Source organism: Paenibacillus sp. Y951, assembly GCF_056786395.1.
Genome location: NZ_JBXCIY010000019.1, coordinates 56,761 through 74,633, shown reverse-complemented (window position 1 = coordinate 74,633; position 17,873 = coordinate 56,761). Strand labels below are relative to the sequence as shown.

Genomic DNA, 17,873 nt, shown 5'->3' with positions numbered 1-17,873 from the left:
GGAACCACGCGTACCCATCTCGAACACGACCGTTAAGCCTTTCAGCGCCGATGGTACTTGGACCGCAGGGTCCTGGGAGAGTAGGACGTCGCCAAGCACGGATGAGTCTACTGCATATGCAGTAGGCTTTTTTGTTGTTTTCTAATATTACATAAAGAAGGGGATAATCCCAGAGTCATTTTTCAATGACAATTGGAATTATCCCTTTACTTGTTGACTACTCTAAGAAGTGGGGAGTATTTTTTGAGGGTTCGAATACTTGCATGGATGATGCGAGGAGGTTGGCTGATATGGAAGGTAATGCGAAGAACATAGATCAAGTAAGCTCATGTTGAAGAAAACGATAGTCTTCTAATTCAAATCATGAAACTAAAATTACGTAATACAGAATAATAATGGACTAATGAAACTGTAATACAATTGCTCACTCTATGTTTTAATATGTAAGTACAAGTTAAGGTAACGATCAAACAAATAAATATCTTAAAGTATGGTTAACTACTGCTTCTTGATGTTTGAAATAGTAAGATTAATTATTAAAAGAAATGATAGTAGTCATGAAGTGCTAGTTCAAGTTAAATATATTGTAAAACATTATCATAAAAAAGTAAATGTGGAATTAAAATGAAGAAAAATGAAATTTTTTATGTATAGAGTCATAGAAAAATTAAACTGGTATATATTTCAAATAGTACTATCGTTGTCGATATAGGTAGAAAGAAATGCTTTTGTTGGAACAACGACTACTTACACAGCATCATACTCCCAATAATCCATTATAAATTGAAAATTATGATTTTGTAGGGACATATGCAGCGATTCAGACATAAAATAATGAATGTGAATAAAAAGAATCGCAAAAAAATAGTAGTTTACACAGGTATATTTGGACGAATAAAGAATCATCCTAATAATAAGAGGCAGTTCTGTTAGCTCGTTTTTTGAACATATAATACAAGTGGAATATTTTAGTTATTTGAATTATCTGATAAATAGCGAAAAAACTTGACCTTAACATTATATTTTGTATAATGAAGTTAAGGTCAAAGAAAGTCAAAGTCAATATAACTGAACTGGGAGGAGGTTGTTGATTTGCGTAATATTTCAGATCTCATCGAACTTTATTTAAAGCAGATGCTTGATAATAGTGGTGAGAGTGCTGTTGAGATTCAGCGCAACGATCTGGCCGAGAAGTTCTCTTGTGTTCCCTCTCAAATTAATTATGTGATGAGTACACGGTTTACCCTTGAGAAGGGCTACGTTGTAGAAAGTAAGCGCGGTGGTGGTGGGTATGTTCGCATTCAACGTGTTGAATTACCTGAGTTAAAAGGGATTCAATTACATTTTGATCAAACGATTGGTAAACAAATTGATCAAAGTAATGCAGAAGGACTTATCTATCAGCTTGAAGAAGCAGGTCATATGACAAAGCGTGAAGCAAATCTAATACGTGTAGCTATTCATCGAGATACGCTGGTATTAAAGCTTCCCTATCGAGATGAATTAAGAGCAAGATTATTGAAATCGATGCTGGTTGCTTTATTATTGAAATAAGTCGCAAGGAGTTGTGTATGATGACTTGTCAAGAATGTGGGAAGAGACCCTCAACGTTACATTTTACTAAGATCATAAATGGAGAAAAGACAGAATTTCACATTTGCGAAGCTTGTGCTAGAGAAAAGGGAGAAAGTATTCCTGGCGCGCCAAATAGTTTTTCTATTCACAGTCTATTATCGGGCATTTTAGATTTTGATACGATCGGTAATAAAAGCTTAAGCAATATTGCACCGCAGGAATCTGTACGTTGTGAAACATGTGGGATGAGCTACACCCAATTTAGTAAAGTTGGTCGGTTTGGCTGTAGTGATTGTTATCATGCTTTTTCTGAACGATTGAATCCGCTAATTAAACGGATTCATGGCAGCACAACACATAGCGGGAAAATACCTAAGCGTTCTGGGAGTAAAATTCAATGTAAGAGACAAATAGAAGAATTACGCAGTGAGCTTCATCGCAATATTGAAATTGAGGAGTTTGAAAAAGCAGCTGAGCTTCGTGATGAAATTCGTGAGCTTGAGCGAAAGATGCAGCAATGATCAGATGACAATATTTATATAGATAGGAGTGAGTTTGTTGACAGAGCATCAATTTTCTTCTGATGCACTTAGTGATTGGATGAGAGGTCAAGGACCAGATTCGGATGTTGTTATAAGTAGTAGAGTTCGCTTAGCACGTAATCTTAATCATCAGCCGTTTCCTCTACTTGCGACAACAGCTCAAGCCAATGAAGTGCTCGAACAATTATTAGCGATTAGTGATTCAGGAACTCTAGATGCTCATGGGCATTTCAATACTATTTTATTGAAGGATCTTAGTGAATTAGATAAAAGGGTGTTAGTTGAAAAACATCTTATTAGTCCAAATTTGGCTAATGAATCCCGTGCCGGTGCTGTTATTTTGAGTGATAATGAAGCTGTTAGTATTATGATCAATGAGGAAGATCATTTACGCATACAATGTTTATATCCAGGATTTCAAATTATGGAGTCATGGAAATTAGCGAATGCGATAGATGATTGTTATGAAGAGGCAGCAGAATTTGCATTTGATGAGAATAAAGGCTACTTAACGACTTGTCCAACCAATGTTGGTACGGGATTAAGAGCATCGATTATGATGCATTTGCCCGCATTAGTACTTACGCAACAAATCAATCGTATACTTTCGGCAGTTACCCAAGTAGGGTTAGCTGTTCGTGGACTTTACGGTGAAGGAAGCGAAGCACTAGGAAATTTATTTCAAATATCGAATCAAATTACGCTTGGTCAATCCGAGCAAGAAATTATTGACAATTTATATGGGGTAGCCAAACAAATTATTGAACATGAAAAAGCAGCGCGTCGTAAGCTAATGAATGAATCATTAAGGCGTGTAGAAGATCGTGTGAAACGCTCTTATGGAATTCTTGCACATGCAGCTATTATAGATTCTAAGGAAGCAGCACAACGGTTATCTGATGTTCGACTTGGGGCAGATCTCGGTATATTATCGAATATTCCACCGCATGTGCTGAACGAATTACTTATTATGACACAACCAGGATTTTTACAGCATCGTTACAATGAAAAACTCTCTGTAGAGGATCGCGATTATAAGCGAGCCGAACTGATTAGAGAGCAATTGAATAAACAAGGTGAAAGTGGAGGTGCTTCATTATGATGTTTGGTCGATTTACAGAGCGTGCCCAAAAAGTACTAGCGTTAGCTCAAGAAGAAGCAGTACGTTTGGGACATAACAATATTGGTACAGAGCATATTTTACTTGGTCTAATTCGTGAAGGTGAAGGTATCGCAGCTAAAGCTTTACAAGGACTAGGCTTAGGTCTTGAAAAAATTCAAGATGAAGTGGAAGCATTAATTGGCCGTGGTCAAGAGCAGCCTAACAATATTGCCTATACGCCTCGTGCGAAAAAAGTTATTGAACTATCGATGGACGAAGCACGCAAGCTTGGCCATACGTATGTAGGAACAGAACATATTTTACTTGGTCTAATTCGCGAAGGCGAAGGTGTTGCGGCGCGCGTCTTGAATAACTTGGGCATTAGCTTGAATAAAGCTCGTCAACAAGTGCTGCAATTGTTAGGGAGTAACGAGGCGGTATCAAGCCATCAGCATACGCAAAACAATGTAAGTACACCAACACTTGATGGATTGGCCAGAGACTTGACGGTGTCAGCTAGAGAAGGTAATCTAGACCCTGTTATTGGTCGTTCCAAAGAGATTGAGCGTGTTATCCAAGTATTAAGCCGTCGTACGAAAAATAATCCTGTATTAATTGGGGAACCTGGTGTTGGTAAAACAGCGATTGCCGAAGGATTAGCACAAAAAATTATTAATAACGAAATTCCTGAAACTTTACGTGACAAACGAGTGATGACGCTTGATATGGGTTCTGTTGTAGCAGGTACGAAATATCGTGGTGAATTCGAAGACCGTCTGAAAAAGATTATGGATGAAATTCGCCAAGCAGGAAATATTATTTTGTTCATTGATGAGCTGCATACTTTAATCGGTGCAGGTGGTGCTGAAGGAGCAATTGATGCTTCTAATATTTTGAAGCCAGCCCTAGCTCGTGGTGAATTGCAATGTATCGGTGCAACGACACTTGATGAATATCGCAAATATATCGAGAAGGATGCGGCACTGGAACGTCGTTTCCAACCGATTACGGTAGATCAACCATCTGTGGAAGAAGCGATTCAAATTTTGTATGGTCTGCGTGATCGTTATGAGGCTCATCACCGTGTGAAAATTACAGATGAGTCTATCATTCAAGCAGTTAAATTATCTGATCGTTACATCCCAGATCGTTTCTTACCAGATAAAGCGATTGATTTGGTCGATGAAGCTGGTTCTCGCGTAAGATTGAACACATACACTGTACCACCTAATTTGAAGGAATTAGAAAATCGTCTTGAAAACATTCGCAAAGAAAAAGATGCCGCTGTACAAAGCCAAGAGTTCGAGAAAGCAGCAGCACTTCGGGATACAGAACAAAAAATTCGTGAAGAACTAGATACAACGAAAAACCTTTGGAAAGAAAAACAAGGACGTACAGACTCTGAAGTAACACCTGAGGATATTGCTCAAGTTGTAGCAAGCTGGACCGGAATTCCTGTAATCAAGCTTGGAGAAGGAGAAACAGAGCGTCTTCTTAAAATGGAGAGTATTCTACATGATCGCATAATCGGTCAAGAAGAAGCGGTTAAATCAGTATCTCGTGCGATTAGACGTGCTCGTGCTGGATTGAAGGATCCTAAGCGTCCGATCGGTTCGTTCATCTTCCTTGGACCTACAGGTGTTGGTAAAACAGAACTAGCTCGTGCACTAGCTGAAGCGATGTTTGGGGATGAGAATTCGGTTATTCGTATTGATATGTCTGAATATATGGAGAAACACTCCACTTCTCGACTAGTAGGTGCTCCTCCAGGATATGTTGGTTATGAAGAGGGCGGTCAATTAACAGAGAAGGTACGTCGCAAACCATATTCTGTCGTATTGCTAGATGAGATCGAGAAGGCACATCCTGAAGTATTCAATATTCTACTTCAAGTGCTGGAAGATGGTCGTCTAACCGATTCGAAAGGTCGCGTCGTTGACTTCCGCAATACATTAATTATTATGACTTCAAACGTTGGTGCTGATCAAATTAAGAGAAACTCTACACTTGGCTTTACGGCGGTAAATGACGCTGGTAGAGAGTTCGCAACGATGAGAGATAAAGTATTGGCTGAGCTTAAGAAAAGCTTCCGTCCAGAATTTATTAACCGTATTGATGAAACGATCGTGTTTCATTCACTTGGTGAAGAGCATATTGCGAAAATCGTTACGTTAATGTCAGATGATCTTGCTAAACGTTTGATGGAGCAAGAAATTGAGTTCACTTTATCAGATGAAGCGAAGAAATTCTTAGCAAAAGAAGGCTATGATCCGCAATATGGTGCTCGTCCATTACGTCGAGCGATTCAAAAACATATTGAAGATCGTCTTTCAGAAGATTTGCTAATGGGCGTTATTCAAAAAGGAGATTCCTTCCTCATTGATGAAAAAGATGGCGAACTAGTTGTAGTGAAGGATGTAAAAGCTACCGTTGAATAAGTAAGTGTAGCTCATTGATTGGATATAATGTTACCTAGTTAACTTTAAGGTGTCACAACAGTAGGATGTTCCTGCTAGAGTGACACCTTTTTTGTATTGACGAACAAAACCGAGTGAAATCGCTAACGCAAATAAGGGACACAATTGGAGAATAGATTACTGCAGTAAAGTCTTCTAACTTCAATGAGTAACAATTTTCACAAAGTGAAATGCTTCACTAATGTCCCTTTTGAAAGTTATATGTTAATGTTAAAATAAAAGAAAAAGACCGTGATCGTCAAAGTGATTGTTCAAAGTCCGTTTTTGAACTACCACTTAAACTACCCTTAAAGGAGTATATTATGGCTAAAGTTAAAATAAAGTTCGCCTGTACGGAATGTGGTACGGAATCAACACGTTGGCTTGGTAAATGTCCAGGCTGTCAGTCATGGAATACGATGGTTGAACATAAAGAAACAGTTTCCAAAACGAAAGGTGTAGGCTTAACAGGTGCGCTAGGCAAAGAAAAACCGATGTCGATTATGAAGATAGAAACAGGTAAAGAGCCACGCATTGAGACAGAAATGGTTGAGCTTAATCGAGTGCTTGGTGGTGGGGTTGTTCCAGGTTCTTTAATATTAGTTGGTGGAGACCCTGGTATCGGGAAATCAACGCTAATGTTACAAACATCGCATGCCCTCGCTGCTAAAGATTACAAGGTCTTATATATATCAGGTGAAGAATCGGTGCGTCAAACAAAGCTTCGTGCAGATCGTCTAGGAGCATTAACGGAGCATTTATATGTACTTTGTGAAACGAATATGGAGCATATTAATGAATCGATTGAAAATCTCGATCCAGATTTTCTAGTCGTTGACTCCATTCAGACGGTGTATGATCCAAGTGTGGAATCAGCTCCGGGAAGTGTGTCGCAAATTCGTGAATGTACTGCCCATTTTATGCGAGTTGCGAAGCAAAAAGGGATTGCTACTGTTCTAGTAGGTCATGTTACGAAGGAAGGTGCGATCGCAGGACCTCGTTTATTAGAACATATGGTTGACTGTGTGCTTTACTTTGAAGGAGAACGACATCACACCTACAGACTGTTACGTGCGGTGAAAAATCGCTTTGGCTCAACGAATGAAATCGGCATATTTGAAATGGGAGAGGATGGACTACGAGAAGTAACGAATCCTTCGGAATTATTTTTATCTGAACGTCCTTTAGGTGTATCTGGATCCATGGTTGTAGCAAGTATGGAAGGGACGAGACCGGTACTTGTCGAGCTTCAAGCATTAATTGCCCCGACCAATTTCCCTTCGCCAAGGCGTATGTCTGCAGGAATTGACCATCATCGTATGTCACTAATCATTGCTGTCCTTGAGAAGCGAATGGGGATGTTTCTACAGAATCAAGATGCTTATCTGAACGTAGCCGGTGGATTGAAATTAGATGAGCCAGCAATAGATTTAGCAGCTGCGGTATGTATTGCATCTAGCTTTAAGGATGCCCCTACTAAGCCAGATGATGTCATATTTGGTGAGATTGGGTTAACAGGTGAAGTACGAGCTGTCGCGCGAGCGGAACAACGAGTGAAGGAAGCGGCTAAGCTTGGCTTTAAGCGGGTAATTATGCCCGAGAAAAGTCTAAAGGGATGGACCCCTCCAAAAGGTATTATTGTAATAGGTGTTCAAAACGTAGCCGAAGCGTTGAAAGCTGCGCTCGAGTAATACAGAAAATAACAGTAGGAGCGGTAGTGATTGATGGGAAGAATACAGTTAGTTATATGCTGTGGCTACGTTCTATGTTATTGTAAAATAGTTAAGCATAATATGGATGTAAAACATAATTAGATATATTGCTCTGAAAATGCATGAAGTTAATGGAATTTCAATAAGATAGAAGTAGTGTAAATAAGACGCTATATCCTGTTGTAAATTCAGTGGCAAGTATAGATAGCAGCCTTGGAACAGGGGGAACAACATGAAGGAAGTTAGTCAACGAGAAAAAATGAACATTTTATTGCGACTTGTGGCACCTGGCACACCTTTTCGTGATGGACTGGAAAATGTGCTTCGTGCGAATACAGGTGCATTACTCGTTGTTGGTTATAGTCCGGAAGTGATGGAAGTTGTAGATGGTGGTTTTGCGATCAACTGTGATTTTTCGCCCAACTATTTATATGAGCTTGCCAAAATGGATGGTGCTATTATTTTAAGTGAGGATTTGAAGCGTATTTTATATGCAAATACGCAACTTATCCCTAACAGTAGCATACCTTCAACAGAGACAGGTATCAGACATCGTACTGCGGAACGTGTAGCGAAGCAGACGGGGAAACTAGTTGTGTCTATTTCTCAGCGTCGAAATATCATTACATTATATCAAGGGTCGTTGCGTTATTCTTTGAAGGATATGGGATTTATTTTGACGAAAGCGAATCAGGCCATTCGTACGTTAGAACGATATCAATCTGTGCTTAGTCAGGCGTTTACTAATTTGTCGGCAATGGAATATGAGGATTTGGTAACGCTACAGGAAGTAGCTCATGTTATTCAACGATCAGAACTGCTTAATCGCATAAAGACGGAGATTATGCGTTATGTCAATGAATTAGGAACTGAAGGTAGATTAATTCGGATGCAAATGGAAGAGTTAATTGTTGGTTTAGAAGAAGAAGCTGCGTATCTGATTAGCGATTATATGAAAGATCCGTCTGCTGGAAAAGTAGCTGAATTTCAGCTTGCTTTGAAAAAATTAAGTAATGAAGAATTACTTGAAGCGTCAATGATTGTGAAGCTGCTTGGTTATCCTAACAGTATGATGTTAGCAGATGAAGTAATTTCATCACGAGGATATCGATTGTTGGCCAAAATTCCGCGACTACCGATCTCCATTATGAATAAATTGGTAGAAAAATTCGGTAAGCTTTCGGTTATATTAATGGCAACAGCAGAAGATCTGGATGCCGTTGAAGGTATTGGAGAAGTAAGAGCGAGAACGATCAGAGATGGCTTAAAGCGCATTCAAGAGCAAGTGTTCATTGACAGACAAATCTAAAACCCCTACAATTAATTGAATGTGCTACAAAATATTGCATTCATTATTGTAGAAGAACGCATTGAAAAAAGAGGTGGATGATATGATTACGAAGTCGATACCGAGCATTCTTACGCTAGGAAATTTAAGTCTTGGTGTAATCTCAATCATATTAGTTTACAACGATCGCTCAGGTATGGCAGCAATCATGATCATAATTGCAATGCTATTAGATGCTGTTGATGGCCTTGTTGCCCGAGCACTTAATGCACAAAGTGAGTTTGGTAAAGAATTGGATTCATTAGCAGATGTGATTTCATTTGGGGTAGCCCCTGCTTTTATTATGTATGTTGTTGCATTACAGGATGTAACACCGATGGTATCTTGGTTTGTGACTGCGTTATTTCCGATATGTGGTGCACTTCGTTTAGCAAGATTTAACGTCAAATCAGGCTCGCCAGGTCATTTTATAGGCTTACCTATTCCAGCGGCTGGTGGAATACTTGCTACTGTTGGATTGTTCAAAGGTGATGTAGCGCCAATCGTATTTATAATTACGTCTGTTGTGTTAGCTTTGTTGATGGTAAGTAATATTCGTTATCCTAGCTTCAAACGCATTGGTATTCCGAAAAATGCGGTGTGGGTTATTCCTATTATTGTGGTGGCATCGCTTATTATCGGGATTCTTTTTGAGAAGCACTTATCAAAAATATTCTTTATTCCTTTAATCTTATATGTTCTATATGGATTTAAAAAAACAGTTAGACGTCGTTCGAAACGTAAACAGCAATATAACATTCAAGAAGAAGAGCAATCTGAAAAGCATGCCTAATATAGTAAGAGCGTACGCTAGTGTAGTCGTTATTGACTGCTGTAGCGTACGCTCTTTTTTGTTATGTTAGATTAAATAACCCTAAAGTTGAGCATTTTGTAGACTCTGTAGCGACAACATGCGTAAGATCGAGCTGTAATTGCGTACATAGTGCAGTGAGATAGAAGAGATTACGGCCCAATGATGACTCGATAAGTTCTTTACAATGCTCACATAATTGACCCGAGAGATGATTTTTGATCGTTGATTGCGAGCCATCTAGAGATTGCAATTCATTGTAAGGTTGTTTGGATGCATTCAATTCGATACAACCACAGTCGGTGATTGCCTTTGTAACGGAACGATTTACAGCGGCACTGGTCTGATCTAACTTGGACATGATGTCGAGCACACTTCGATGTCTAAGAAGTAGTTGTGATACTTGACCTTGAAATTGATCTAGCGAGGGACTCTCCTTTGTAGACAAAATCTTCACCTGCCTCTTAAAGTGTATTATGGCTCTATTATAAACATTATTTCGCCGGAATTCCACTTTGTGTATATTTAGTTTCAAACATACGGTTAACCTTTCGAAAAATGGCTAATAATTGTAATGGAGGTGAAAGGTAACCTATGAAAAAATTGATTATTATTATAGGGATTTGTATTGGTGCGATGATAGGAGCCGAAATGTCTAGTTGGTTCAATTCTAGTATGGCATGGTCTAATTCAGCGTATCCTTTCTTACAGCACTCAGGCACTTATTACTTGAATGTAGCAATTGGGGCATTTCTAGGGTGGATGGTAACGAGCATATTTGCCAAGCCACTTGTGCAATTGCTGAACAGTGGCGTAAGTAAAACCGAAGGAATGCCACTTCGTCAATTATTGGCGGCGATGGGTGGATTATGTGTGGGACTATTTATTGCTGCACTGGTCTATCCTGCTATTGCCTTGCTCGGTGGAATGTGGAAGCTTGTACCTGTGGCGCTTGCGCTAGTATGTGGTTATATTGGTGTGATGATTGGTATTCGTAAGCAGGATGAATTGGCGGTTGTCGTGGGGCAGTTACTAGAAAAGCAGAAAGTGGTTACTTCTCAAGGTGAAGTAAAAGGATATGAAGAACATAAAATCCTTGATACAAGCGTTATTATCGATGGCCGTATTGCAGACATTTGTAAGACGGGGTTTATTGAAGGGACATTGGTTATTCCCGAATTTGTGCTAGAAGAATTACAGCATATCGCAGATTCTTCTGATTTGTTAAAGCGTAATCGCGGTCGTCGTGGCTTAGATATACTGAACAAAATTCAGAAAGAGCTAGATGTTCACGTTCTCATCTACGAAGGAGACTTTGAAGAAATTAGCGAAGTGGACAGCAAGCTTGTGAAGCTAGCTAAAGTGTTATCGGGCAAAGTAGTTACGAACGACTTTAATTTGAATAAAGTATGTGAACTACAAGGTGTGTCTGTTCTTAATATTAATGATCTTGCTAATGCGGTGAAGCCAGTGGTGCTGCCAGGAGAAGAAATTGTGGTGCAAGTCATTAAGGATGGCAAGGAAAATGGACAAGGTGTTGCCTATTTAGATGATGGTACGATGATTGTAGTTGAAGGCGGCAGAGAGTATATTGGGCATACGATGGAAGTGCTTGTAACGAGCGTATTACAAACATCTGCAGGAAGAATGATATTTGCTAAGCCGAAGTTATTGGAAAAAGCGCAATAACAAGGTATGATAATACTATAGTATTATAGTATGGTTTAAGGTAGGTATCTTTGATGAATGAACGTTGGGGTGTCGTAATTGTAGCTGCAGGACGTGGAACACGTATGGGCTCGCATGAAAGCAAACAATATTTGCAACTTGGTGATAGACCGATACTTGTACATACACTACAACGATTTCAGATGATGGAAGACGTTAGTGAAATGGTGCTCGTTGTTGGTGCTGAGGATGTAGAGCGTTGCGAGCAATGGCGTGATCAATATAACATAATGAAATTAACAGTTATTATACCAGGCGGTACAGAGCGTCAGCAGTCCGTGTACGCAGGTTTGCAGTATATAGAGTCACCATGGGTTATGGTACATGATGGTGTTAGGCCTTTCGTCTCTGAGCATGCAGTGAAAGCATGCTGTGCAAAGGCTATTGATCATGGAGCTGCAGTTCTTGCCGTTCCTGTGAAAGATACGATCAAGCAAGTCAGCAGTGACGGTGTAATTACAGCTACCCCAGATCGTAAAAGCTTGTGGGCCATTCAAACCCCGCAAGCTTTTCGTCATGACTTGCTGCTGCAAGCTCACGAGGCGGCATTAGCGCAAGGGTTACTTGGAACAGATGATGCAATGGTCGTAGAGTGGGCGGGGTTGCCGGTAGTAGTATCTGAAGGTGAGTATACTAATATTAAAATTACGACTCCGGAAGATTTGCCTTGGGCTGAGCAATTACTTGCTAAAATGGAGAATGAGATAACTTAATTAAAGGGTTAATGCTTTCGATGCTACTTTTTGTTTCAATTGAAGCAATCCAGGAAGCGAACAAAAGTAAAGTATATGCTTCCGAAGTGACTTTTTGTTACTTAGAAGTCAATCAAGAAGCACAAAAAGTAAAGTATATGCTTCCGAAGTGACTTTTTGTTACTTAGAAGTCAATCAAGAAGCACAAAAAGTTTTAGGGGGAAATATACGATGATTAGAATTGGACAAGGATTTGATGTACATCAATTAGTAGAAAATCGTCCGTTAATTATTGGTGGAGTGACGATTCCTTATGAAAAAGGACTGCTCGGACATTCCGATGCCGATGTATTGTTGCATACCATTACGGATGCTATTCTAGGTGCACTTGCGTTAGGGGATATTGGCAAACATTTTCCTGATACAGATGCTGCTTATAAAGACGCGGATAGTGTAGAATTATTACGTAAAGTATGGGAGATGGTAGAGCATAAAGGCTATCAGCTTGGCAATGTAGATGCTACAATTATGGCACAAAAGCCCAAAATGCTTCCTTATATTCCGGCAATGGTTGAAGTGATTGCCAATGTATTACATGCTGATCATTCTCAAGTGAATGTTAAAGCGACAACGACAGAGCAACTAGGGTTTGTGGGACGCGGCGAAGGCATAGCCTCACAAGCCGTTGTATTGTTGGTTAGAAAGTAGACTTTGATAACGAAGGGTACGCTGACGTAGCTTATTCGACGTCGCATCTGAAACGAACTTGGAAAGTTTAGCATAAGCTTCCGATGTATGTTTCTTGCAGAAACATTGTAGGGCCGCATGTACCAATAACGTACATTTGCGCTTCCTCCTCCCACAAGTAGCGCTCCATCTTCTCGGTTCTGAAAGCCCACTTTTTGAACCTTTATTGGAAGTTTCGGGCACTTGACCGCTTGTGTGCTTGTACGGTACACGTTGCTGGGCGATGTTTCATTGTTAGGTGTTGGTAGGTGAATATTTTGAACTTTTATTGAAAGTTGAAGTTAACAAAAAGTTTTAAGACTATGCTTTCGAAGCGGATTTTTGTTTGCATAGAAGTAACTATAAGAATTTAACAAAAAGCTTTAGGAGGCAATGATATATGTCAGCAGAAATTAGAGTTAGATATGCACCGTCACCGACAGGTCATCTACATATTGGTAACGCAAGAACGGCATTATTCAATTATTTATACGCGCGCCATTTGGGTGGAAAGTTTATTATCCGTATTGAAGACACGGATGTGAAGCGGAATGTAGCTGGTGGAGAAGAAAGCCAGTTGAAATATTTGAAATGGTTAGGTATCGATTGGGATGAAAGCATTGATGTGGGCGGGGAATATGGTCCATACCGTCAAACTGAACGATTAGATATTTATAATAAGTATTGGCAGGATCTGATTGATCGTGGTTTAGCTTATCGCTGCTATTGTACAGAGGAAGAATTAGAGCAAGAGCGCGAAGAACAGACAGCTCGCAATGAGACGCCTCGTTATTCTGGTAAGCACCGTGATCTAACTGATGAGCAAAGAGCTGCTTTTGAAGCGGAAGGTCGTATTCCAAGCATTCGCTTTAGAGTACCTGCAGAGCGTACTTATACATTCGATGATATGGTTAAAGGAACGATTTCCTTTGACACGAATGAAATGGGCGATTTCGTAATTGTGAAAAAAGATGGTATACCTACGTATAATTTTGCAGTAGCGCTTGATGATCATCTAATGAAAATCAGTCATGTACTACGTGGTGAGGATCATATTTCTAATACACCTCGTCAATTAATGATTTATGAAGCATTTGGTTGGGAGCCGCCACAATTTGCTCATATGACATTAATCGTGAATGAGAACAAGAAGAAGCTAAGTAAACGAGATGAATCGATTATTCAATTTATTGAGCAATATGATAAATTAGGTTATTTGCCGGAAACATTAATTAACTTTATCGCATTGCTAGGCTGGTCACCTGAGGGTGAGCAAGAGATGTATAGTCGCAAGCAGCTAATTGAAGTGTTCGATGCGGGTCGTCTAAGTAAAAGTCCAGCTGTGTTTGATTCACAAAAACTGGCGTGGATGAATAATGAATATATTAAGAAAGCAGATATTGAGCGTATCGTTGCGTTATGTCTACCTCATCTGCAAAATGCTGGATTGATAGCGGAGCAACCTAGTGATGAAGTAATGTCCTGGGTAACAGATCTTGTTGCTTTACATCAAGATAAACTGCGTTGCGCATCGGAAATTATTGAGCATACAGCTTTATTCTTCCGTGAAGCAGTTGAAGACGAAGCAGAAGCTATTGAAGTATTAGCAGAAGAAACAGTACCAACTGTATTATCTGCTTTCCTAGCGGAATTACAAGCAGATGGAGCAGAGTTTACAGTGGACGGAATTAAAGCGATGATTAAATCAGTGCAAAAATCAACAGGCTGCAAAGGTAAAGCACTATTCATGCCAATCCGTGCTGCCATCACGGGTCAAACACACGGACCTGACTTGAACCAATCGCTTGTACTACTTGGACACGATAAAGTAGTAGCACGCCTACAAGCACGATTGTAAGGTAGTTCAAAAAAGTGGACTTTGATAACGATGATTATGCTCATGTAGCGTAGTCGACGTCGAATATGAAGCGCTACTTGGAAAGTGCGGTTCGCATGTACCAATAACGTACACTTGCGCTTCCACCTTTCCTAAGCAGCGCTCCATCTTCTCGATTCTGAAAGCCCACTTTTTGAACCTTTATTGTAAGGTAGTTCAAAAAGTGAATTTTGATAATGAAGTGATACATTCAACTAGGAGCAAAGCTCCGACGTTGAATCCTCGAAGCATTTGCTGGAACCGTCAATGTAGCGATACCAACAAAAAGCTTCTTCGAATGTTCGTTTGTCAGCACCGAGTAGTTGGCATGAAGCTAGTGAAGTGAGAAACGGAGTGTACAAAGTAGTACACGAGTATCGGAGCAAGCGATGAATGCCAACTACGAAGTCGATTAAGCGTCGATAGCGTATTCATCGTGATCACAAGCGAACAACTGGTGCTTGTCAGTATGTGGGGGATTCGTTATACTATGTACTATTGAATAACATAAAGCACTGATCAGGATTAGTAAATTAGATGTCGATGTTCAGAGAAGGTAATCATCGTTTTCTTTTATCGCAAAAGAATAACGTAGGCTGAAAATTACTTCATCGCAATAATTGAAATTGCACCTGTGAGCTTTGTCCCGATCTGTTCTTGCAGGAACAGGGTAGGTCACAACGTATCATCTGCGTTAAAGATGTTGAGATAATAGGAGAAGGCTCATCAATGTAGTCATTTTTCTTATTAAACAGAGTGGAACCGCGATCTTTGACGCCTCTGTAGCGCTATGTGCTACAGGGGCTTTTTTGTTCTTCATAGAGGAAGTTCAATTTGCATGACTGTGATCACGAAGTATCACAAGGGGGATAATTCGACTGAAGGTAGATGCTTAGCCTTCGAAGGGGTACAAGGAAGTTTCTCAATCGCATTCGCGATTGAGAAACTATTCAACCAGGATCAAAGATCCGGCGTTGAATCATCGAAGCGGACCAAAGAAGTGCATCACGGGATTACTCGCCAGAGGGCATCATCGAATATTTCGCTTGTCAGGACCGAGTAGTTGACATGAAGCTAGTGAAGTGAGAAACGGAGTGTACATGGTTGGTACACGAGTATCTACAATGTTTCTGAAAGAAACATATTGCGGAAGCATAAGCTCAGCAAGCGATGAATGGCAAATACGAAGTCGAATAAACTGCGAAGGCAGGCACCGTACTGACAAGTGAAAAGGGGGAAACGTGTATGTTTCGGCATTTCCGATCCGACATCCAAGCCGTAATAGAGAATGATCCAGCAGCAAGAAGTCGGTTTGAAGTTATTTTCACTTATTCTGGTTTACACGCAATATGGGCACATCGTATTGCTCATACTTGCTATAATGGAAGATGGTATACATTAGCTAGAGTTATTTCTCAAGTAAGTAGATTTTTCACAGGCATTGAAATTCACCCTGGTGCACAAATTGGTGATCGCTTATTTATTGATCATGGCATGGGAGTCGTAATCGGTGAAACTTGTATCATTGGCGATGATGTAGTTATCTATCAAGGTGTGACATTGGGCGGTACAGGTAAAGAAAAAGGTAAGCGACACCCAACCATTGGCAATAATGTTGTTATTGGTTCCGGATCCAAGGTGTTAGGTTCTTTCTCTGTAGGGAATAATTCTAGTATTGGTTCGAATGCGGTTGTTCTTCGGGAAGTCCCAGACAATTGTACCGTTGTAGGTAATCCAGGTCGTATAGTGAAACGAAACGGTGAGAAAGTTCGTGATCGACTTGATCATACACAGTTACCGGATCCTATTATTGAAATGCTGAGAGAAATGCAGCAAGAAATTGATTTACTGAAGAAATTTAGAAAAGAAAAAAATAATGATCTGAGTAGTTAATTAGGGTGGAGGGTTACTTTAATGTCAGTTACGATTTATAATTCCATCACACGTCAAAAGGAGCAATTTATACCGATTGAAGCGGGTAAAGTGCGAATGTATGTGTGTGGACCGACGGTATATGATTATATTCATATCGGAAACGCACGTCCTGCGATTTTCTTTGATGTCGTCCGACGTTATTTGGAGCATACAGGACTTGAAGTGAATTACATTTCTAATTTTACAGATGTAGACGATAAGCTTATTCGTAAAGCCAATGAACTTGGAACAACAGTCAATGAAGTCGCAGATAAGTTTATTGCTGCATTCCATGAAGATACTGAAGCGATTGGTATCCGCCGAGCGACGATGAACCCGCGTGTGATGGATCATATTGATGAGGTAGTTGAATTTATTGCTCAGTTAGTGGAAAAGGGCCATGCTTATGAAAGTGCAGGAGATGTCTATTTCAGTACGTCGACATTCCCTGACTATGGTAAGCTATCGCATCAAAACCTGGATGAATTGCAGCATGGTATTCGTGTGGAGCTTGATGAGCGCAAGGCGAGCGAACAAGATTTTGCACTATGGAAATCAGCTAAGCCAGGCGAAATTAGTTGGGATAGTCCATGGGGTAAGGGGCGTCCAGGCTGGCATATTGAATGTTCAGCGATGGCTCGCAAATATTTGGGAGATACACTCGATATTCATGGTGGTGGACTTGATCTACAATTTCCGCATCACGAGTGTGAGGTTGCGCAATCAGAGTGCTTAACAGGAGAGCCGCTTGCTCGTTATTGGATGCACAATGGTTACATTCATATTAACAATGAGAAAATGTCGAAGTCACTTGGTAATGGCATTACTGTTCGTGAAATTGTGAAAAAGGTTAAACCGCAAGTGATCCGTTACTTCATGCTTGCTACTCATTATCGCAGCCCATTGAACTTTAGTGATGATACGATTGCACAAGCGCTTAATAGCGTTGAGCGGATTACCAATGGTTATAATAATGTGCTTCACCGTCTGGAAATTGCCAAGGATCAAGAGCAAGGGACTGTAGAAACGCAATTACAGACTGAATTAGAGCGAGTGAAACAGAATTTCAATAGTAAAATGGATGATGACTTCAATACGTCTGATGCCATTACCGCATTATTTGATTTAGTGGCACTTGCAAATACGAAGCTACAGGATTCAACCCTAAGTTACTCATCTATTGAAGCTATTAGGGAGTTATTCCTGACATTCAATAATGTTCTTGGTTTATTGCCTGAGCAAGCTGAAGCGGATAATTTAGATGAACAGGTAGAACAGCTTATTGTAGAACGTACAGAAGCAAGAGCCACGAAAAATTGGGCCAGAGCAGATGAAATTCGCGATTTGCTTAATGAACTAAATATCGTACTAGAGGATACTCCACAAGGTATTCGCTGGCGCCGTAAGTGAGC

At 40.1% G+C, this 17,873-nt stretch carries 15 protein-coding genes and 1 rRNA gene; 14 read left to right on the top strand and 2 right to left on the bottom strand.

The window, feature by feature from the left end; translation table 11 throughout:
* From rrf to pssA, 8 genes are all read left to right on the top strand, one after another.
* Positions 1-97 (top strand): 5S ribosomal RNA (gene rrf, locus AC1TPB_RS20825); the annotation flags it as partial.
* Between the two features lie 995 nt (positions 98-1,092).
* Complete coding sequence (locus tag AC1TPB_RS20820; protein ID WP_482064492.1) at positions 1,093-1,554, top strand: CtsR family transcriptional regulator; 462 nt, start codon at positions 1,093-1,095, stop codon at positions 1,552-1,554.
* A gap of 20 nt (positions 1,555-1,574) precedes the next feature.
* Positions 1,575-2,096 (top strand): protein-arginine kinase activator protein McsA, encoded by a 522-nt coding sequence (gene mcsA, locus AC1TPB_RS20815; RefSeq protein ID WP_482064494.1) that lies wholly within the window; start codon positions 1,575-1,577, stop codon positions 2,094-2,096.
* 37 nt (positions 2,097-2,133) lie between these two features.
* A complete protein-coding gene (gene mcsB, locus AC1TPB_RS20810) occupies positions 2,134-3,219 on the top strand; it encodes a protein-arginine kinase McsB (RefSeq protein ID WP_482064491.1) in 1,086 nt (361 codons plus the stop codon).
* The gene (locus tag AC1TPB_RS20805; RefSeq protein ID WP_482078265.1) at positions 3,216-5,657 is read left to right on the top strand and encodes an ATP-dependent Clp protease ATP-binding subunit; all 2,442 of its coding nucleotides are present in this window, start codon (positions 3,216-3,218) and stop codon (positions 5,655-5,657) included. Before mcsB ends, AC1TPB_RS20805 begins: the two co-directional genes overlap by 4 nt.
* A 341-nt stretch (positions 5,658-5,998) precedes the next feature.
* Positions 5,999-7,366 carry a DNA repair protein RadA gene (gene radA / locus AC1TPB_RS20800; protein WP_482078264.1) on the top strand — a complete coding sequence of 456 codons (1,368 nt, stop codon included), beginning with the start codon at positions 5,999-6,001 and terminating at the stop codon, positions 7,364-7,366.
* A 253-nt stretch (positions 7,367-7,619) separates the two neighbouring features.
* The gene (gene disA / locus AC1TPB_RS20795) at positions 7,620-8,696 is read left to right on the top strand and encodes a DNA integrity scanning diadenylate cyclase DisA (protein WP_482064488.1); all 1,077 of its coding nucleotides are present in this window, start codon (positions 7,620-7,622) and stop codon (positions 8,694-8,696) included.
* An 82-nt stretch (positions 8,697-8,778) separates the two neighbouring features.
* Positions 8,779-9,507, top strand: coding sequence for a CDP-diacylglycerol--serine O-phosphatidyltransferase (gene pssA, locus AC1TPB_RS20790; RefSeq protein ID WP_482078268.1), 729 nt, complete (start codon positions 8,779-8,781; stop codon positions 9,505-9,507).
* 61 nt (positions 9,508-9,568) lie between these two features.
* Here the strand turns inward: pssA and AC1TPB_RS20785 are convergent, their stop codons facing one another.
* Positions 9,569-9,973 carry a DUF1573 domain-containing protein gene (locus tag AC1TPB_RS20785; protein WP_482078263.1) on the bottom strand — a complete coding sequence of 135 codons (405 nt, stop codon included), beginning with the start codon at positions 9,971-9,973 and terminating at the stop codon, positions 9,569-9,571.
* 146 nt (positions 9,974-10,119) lie between these two features.
* Between AC1TPB_RS20785 and AC1TPB_RS20780 the strand changes: the two genes are divergently transcribed.
* The 4 genes from AC1TPB_RS20780 to gltX all read left to right on the top strand — a co-directional run bounded on the left by AC1TPB_RS20780 (position 10,120) and on the right by gltX (position 14,529).
* Positions 10,120-11,214, top strand: a complete 1,095-nt coding sequence (locus AC1TPB_RS20780) for a PIN/TRAM domain-containing protein (protein WP_482064485.1) — start codon at positions 10,120-10,122, stop codon at positions 11,212-11,214.
* A gap of 53 nt (positions 11,215-11,267) precedes the next feature.
* Positions 11,268-11,966 (top strand): 2-C-methyl-D-erythritol 4-phosphate cytidylyltransferase, encoded by a 699-nt coding sequence (ispD, locus tag AC1TPB_RS20775; RefSeq protein ID WP_482078262.1) that lies wholly within the window; start codon positions 11,268-11,270, stop codon positions 11,964-11,966.
* Positions 11,967-12,176: 210 nt separating this feature from the next.
* Positions 12,177-12,653 carry a 2-C-methyl-D-erythritol 2,4-cyclodiphosphate synthase gene (gene ispF, locus AC1TPB_RS20770; RefSeq protein ID WP_482078261.1) on the top strand — a complete coding sequence of 159 codons (477 nt, stop codon included), beginning with the start codon at positions 12,177-12,179 and terminating at the stop codon, positions 12,651-12,653.
* Positions 12,654-13,071: 418 nt separating this feature from the next.
* Entirely contained in the window at positions 13,072-14,529 is a 1,458-nt protein-coding gene (gltX, locus tag AC1TPB_RS20765; RefSeq protein ID WP_482078260.1) for a glutamate--tRNA ligase, read from the top strand.
* A 73-nt stretch (positions 14,530-14,602) separates the two neighbouring features.
* Here gltX and AC1TPB_RS20760 read toward each other — a convergent pair whose 3' ends face one another.
* Positions 14,603-14,728 carry a hypothetical protein gene (locus AC1TPB_RS20760; RefSeq protein WP_482078259.1) on the bottom strand — a complete coding sequence of 42 codons (126 nt, stop codon included), beginning with the start codon at positions 14,726-14,728 and terminating at the stop codon, positions 14,603-14,605.
* Between the two features lie 1,064 nt (positions 14,729-15,792).
* On the opposite strand from AC1TPB_RS20760, the gene cysE reads away from it, so the two are divergent.
* Positions 15,793-16,440 (top strand): serine O-acetyltransferase, encoded by a 648-nt coding sequence (gene cysE / locus AC1TPB_RS20755; protein WP_482078258.1) that lies wholly within the window; start codon positions 15,793-15,795, stop codon positions 16,438-16,440.
* A gap of 21 nt (positions 16,441-16,461) precedes the next feature.
* Positions 16,462-17,871 (top strand): cysteine--tRNA ligase, encoded by a 1,410-nt coding sequence (cysS, locus tag AC1TPB_RS20750; RefSeq protein ID WP_482078257.1) that lies wholly within the window; start codon positions 16,462-16,464, stop codon positions 17,869-17,871.
* The last annotated feature ends 2 nt before the right edge of the window (positions 17,872-17,873 follow it).

Bases quoted from the DNA above. Each gene is read 5' to 3' on its own strand.
- mcsA (WP_482064494.1), top strand. From the start codon at position 1,575: ATGACTTGTCAAGAATGTGGGAAGAGACCCTCAACGTTACATTTTACT.
- AC1TPB_RS20805 (WP_482078265.1), top strand. From the start codon at position 3,216: ATGATGTTTGGTCGATTTACAGAGCGTGCCCAAAAAGTACTAGCGTTA.
- radA (WP_482078264.1), top strand. From the start codon at position 5,999: ATGGCTAAAGTTAAAATAAAGTTCGCCTGTACGGAATGTGGTACGGAA.
- disA (WP_482064488.1), top strand. From the start codon at position 7,620: ATGAAGGAAGTTAGTCAACGAGAAAAAATGAACATTTTATTGCGACTT.
- pssA (WP_482078268.1), top strand. From the start codon at position 8,779: ATGATTACGAAGTCGATACCGAGCATTCTTACGCTAGGAAATTTAAGT.
- AC1TPB_RS20780 (WP_482064485.1), top strand. From the start codon at position 10,120: ATGAAAAAATTGATTATTATTATAGGGATTTGTATTGGTGCGATGATA.
- ispD (WP_482078262.1), top strand. From the start codon at position 11,268: ATGAATGAACGTTGGGGTGTCGTAATTGTAGCTGCAGGACGTGGAACA.
- ispF (WP_482078261.1), top strand. From the start codon at position 12,177: ATGATTAGAATTGGACAAGGATTTGATGTACATCAATTAGTAGAAAAT.
- gltX (WP_482078260.1), top strand. From the start codon at position 13,072: ATGTCAGCAGAAATTAGAGTTAGATATGCACCGTCACCGACAGGTCAT.
- cysE (WP_482078258.1), top strand. From the start codon at position 15,793: ATGTTTCGGCATTTCCGATCCGACATCCAAGCCGTAATAGAGAATGAT.
- cysS (WP_482078257.1), top strand. From the start codon at position 16,462: ATGTCAGTTACGATTTATAATTCCATCACACGTCAAAAGGAGCAATTT.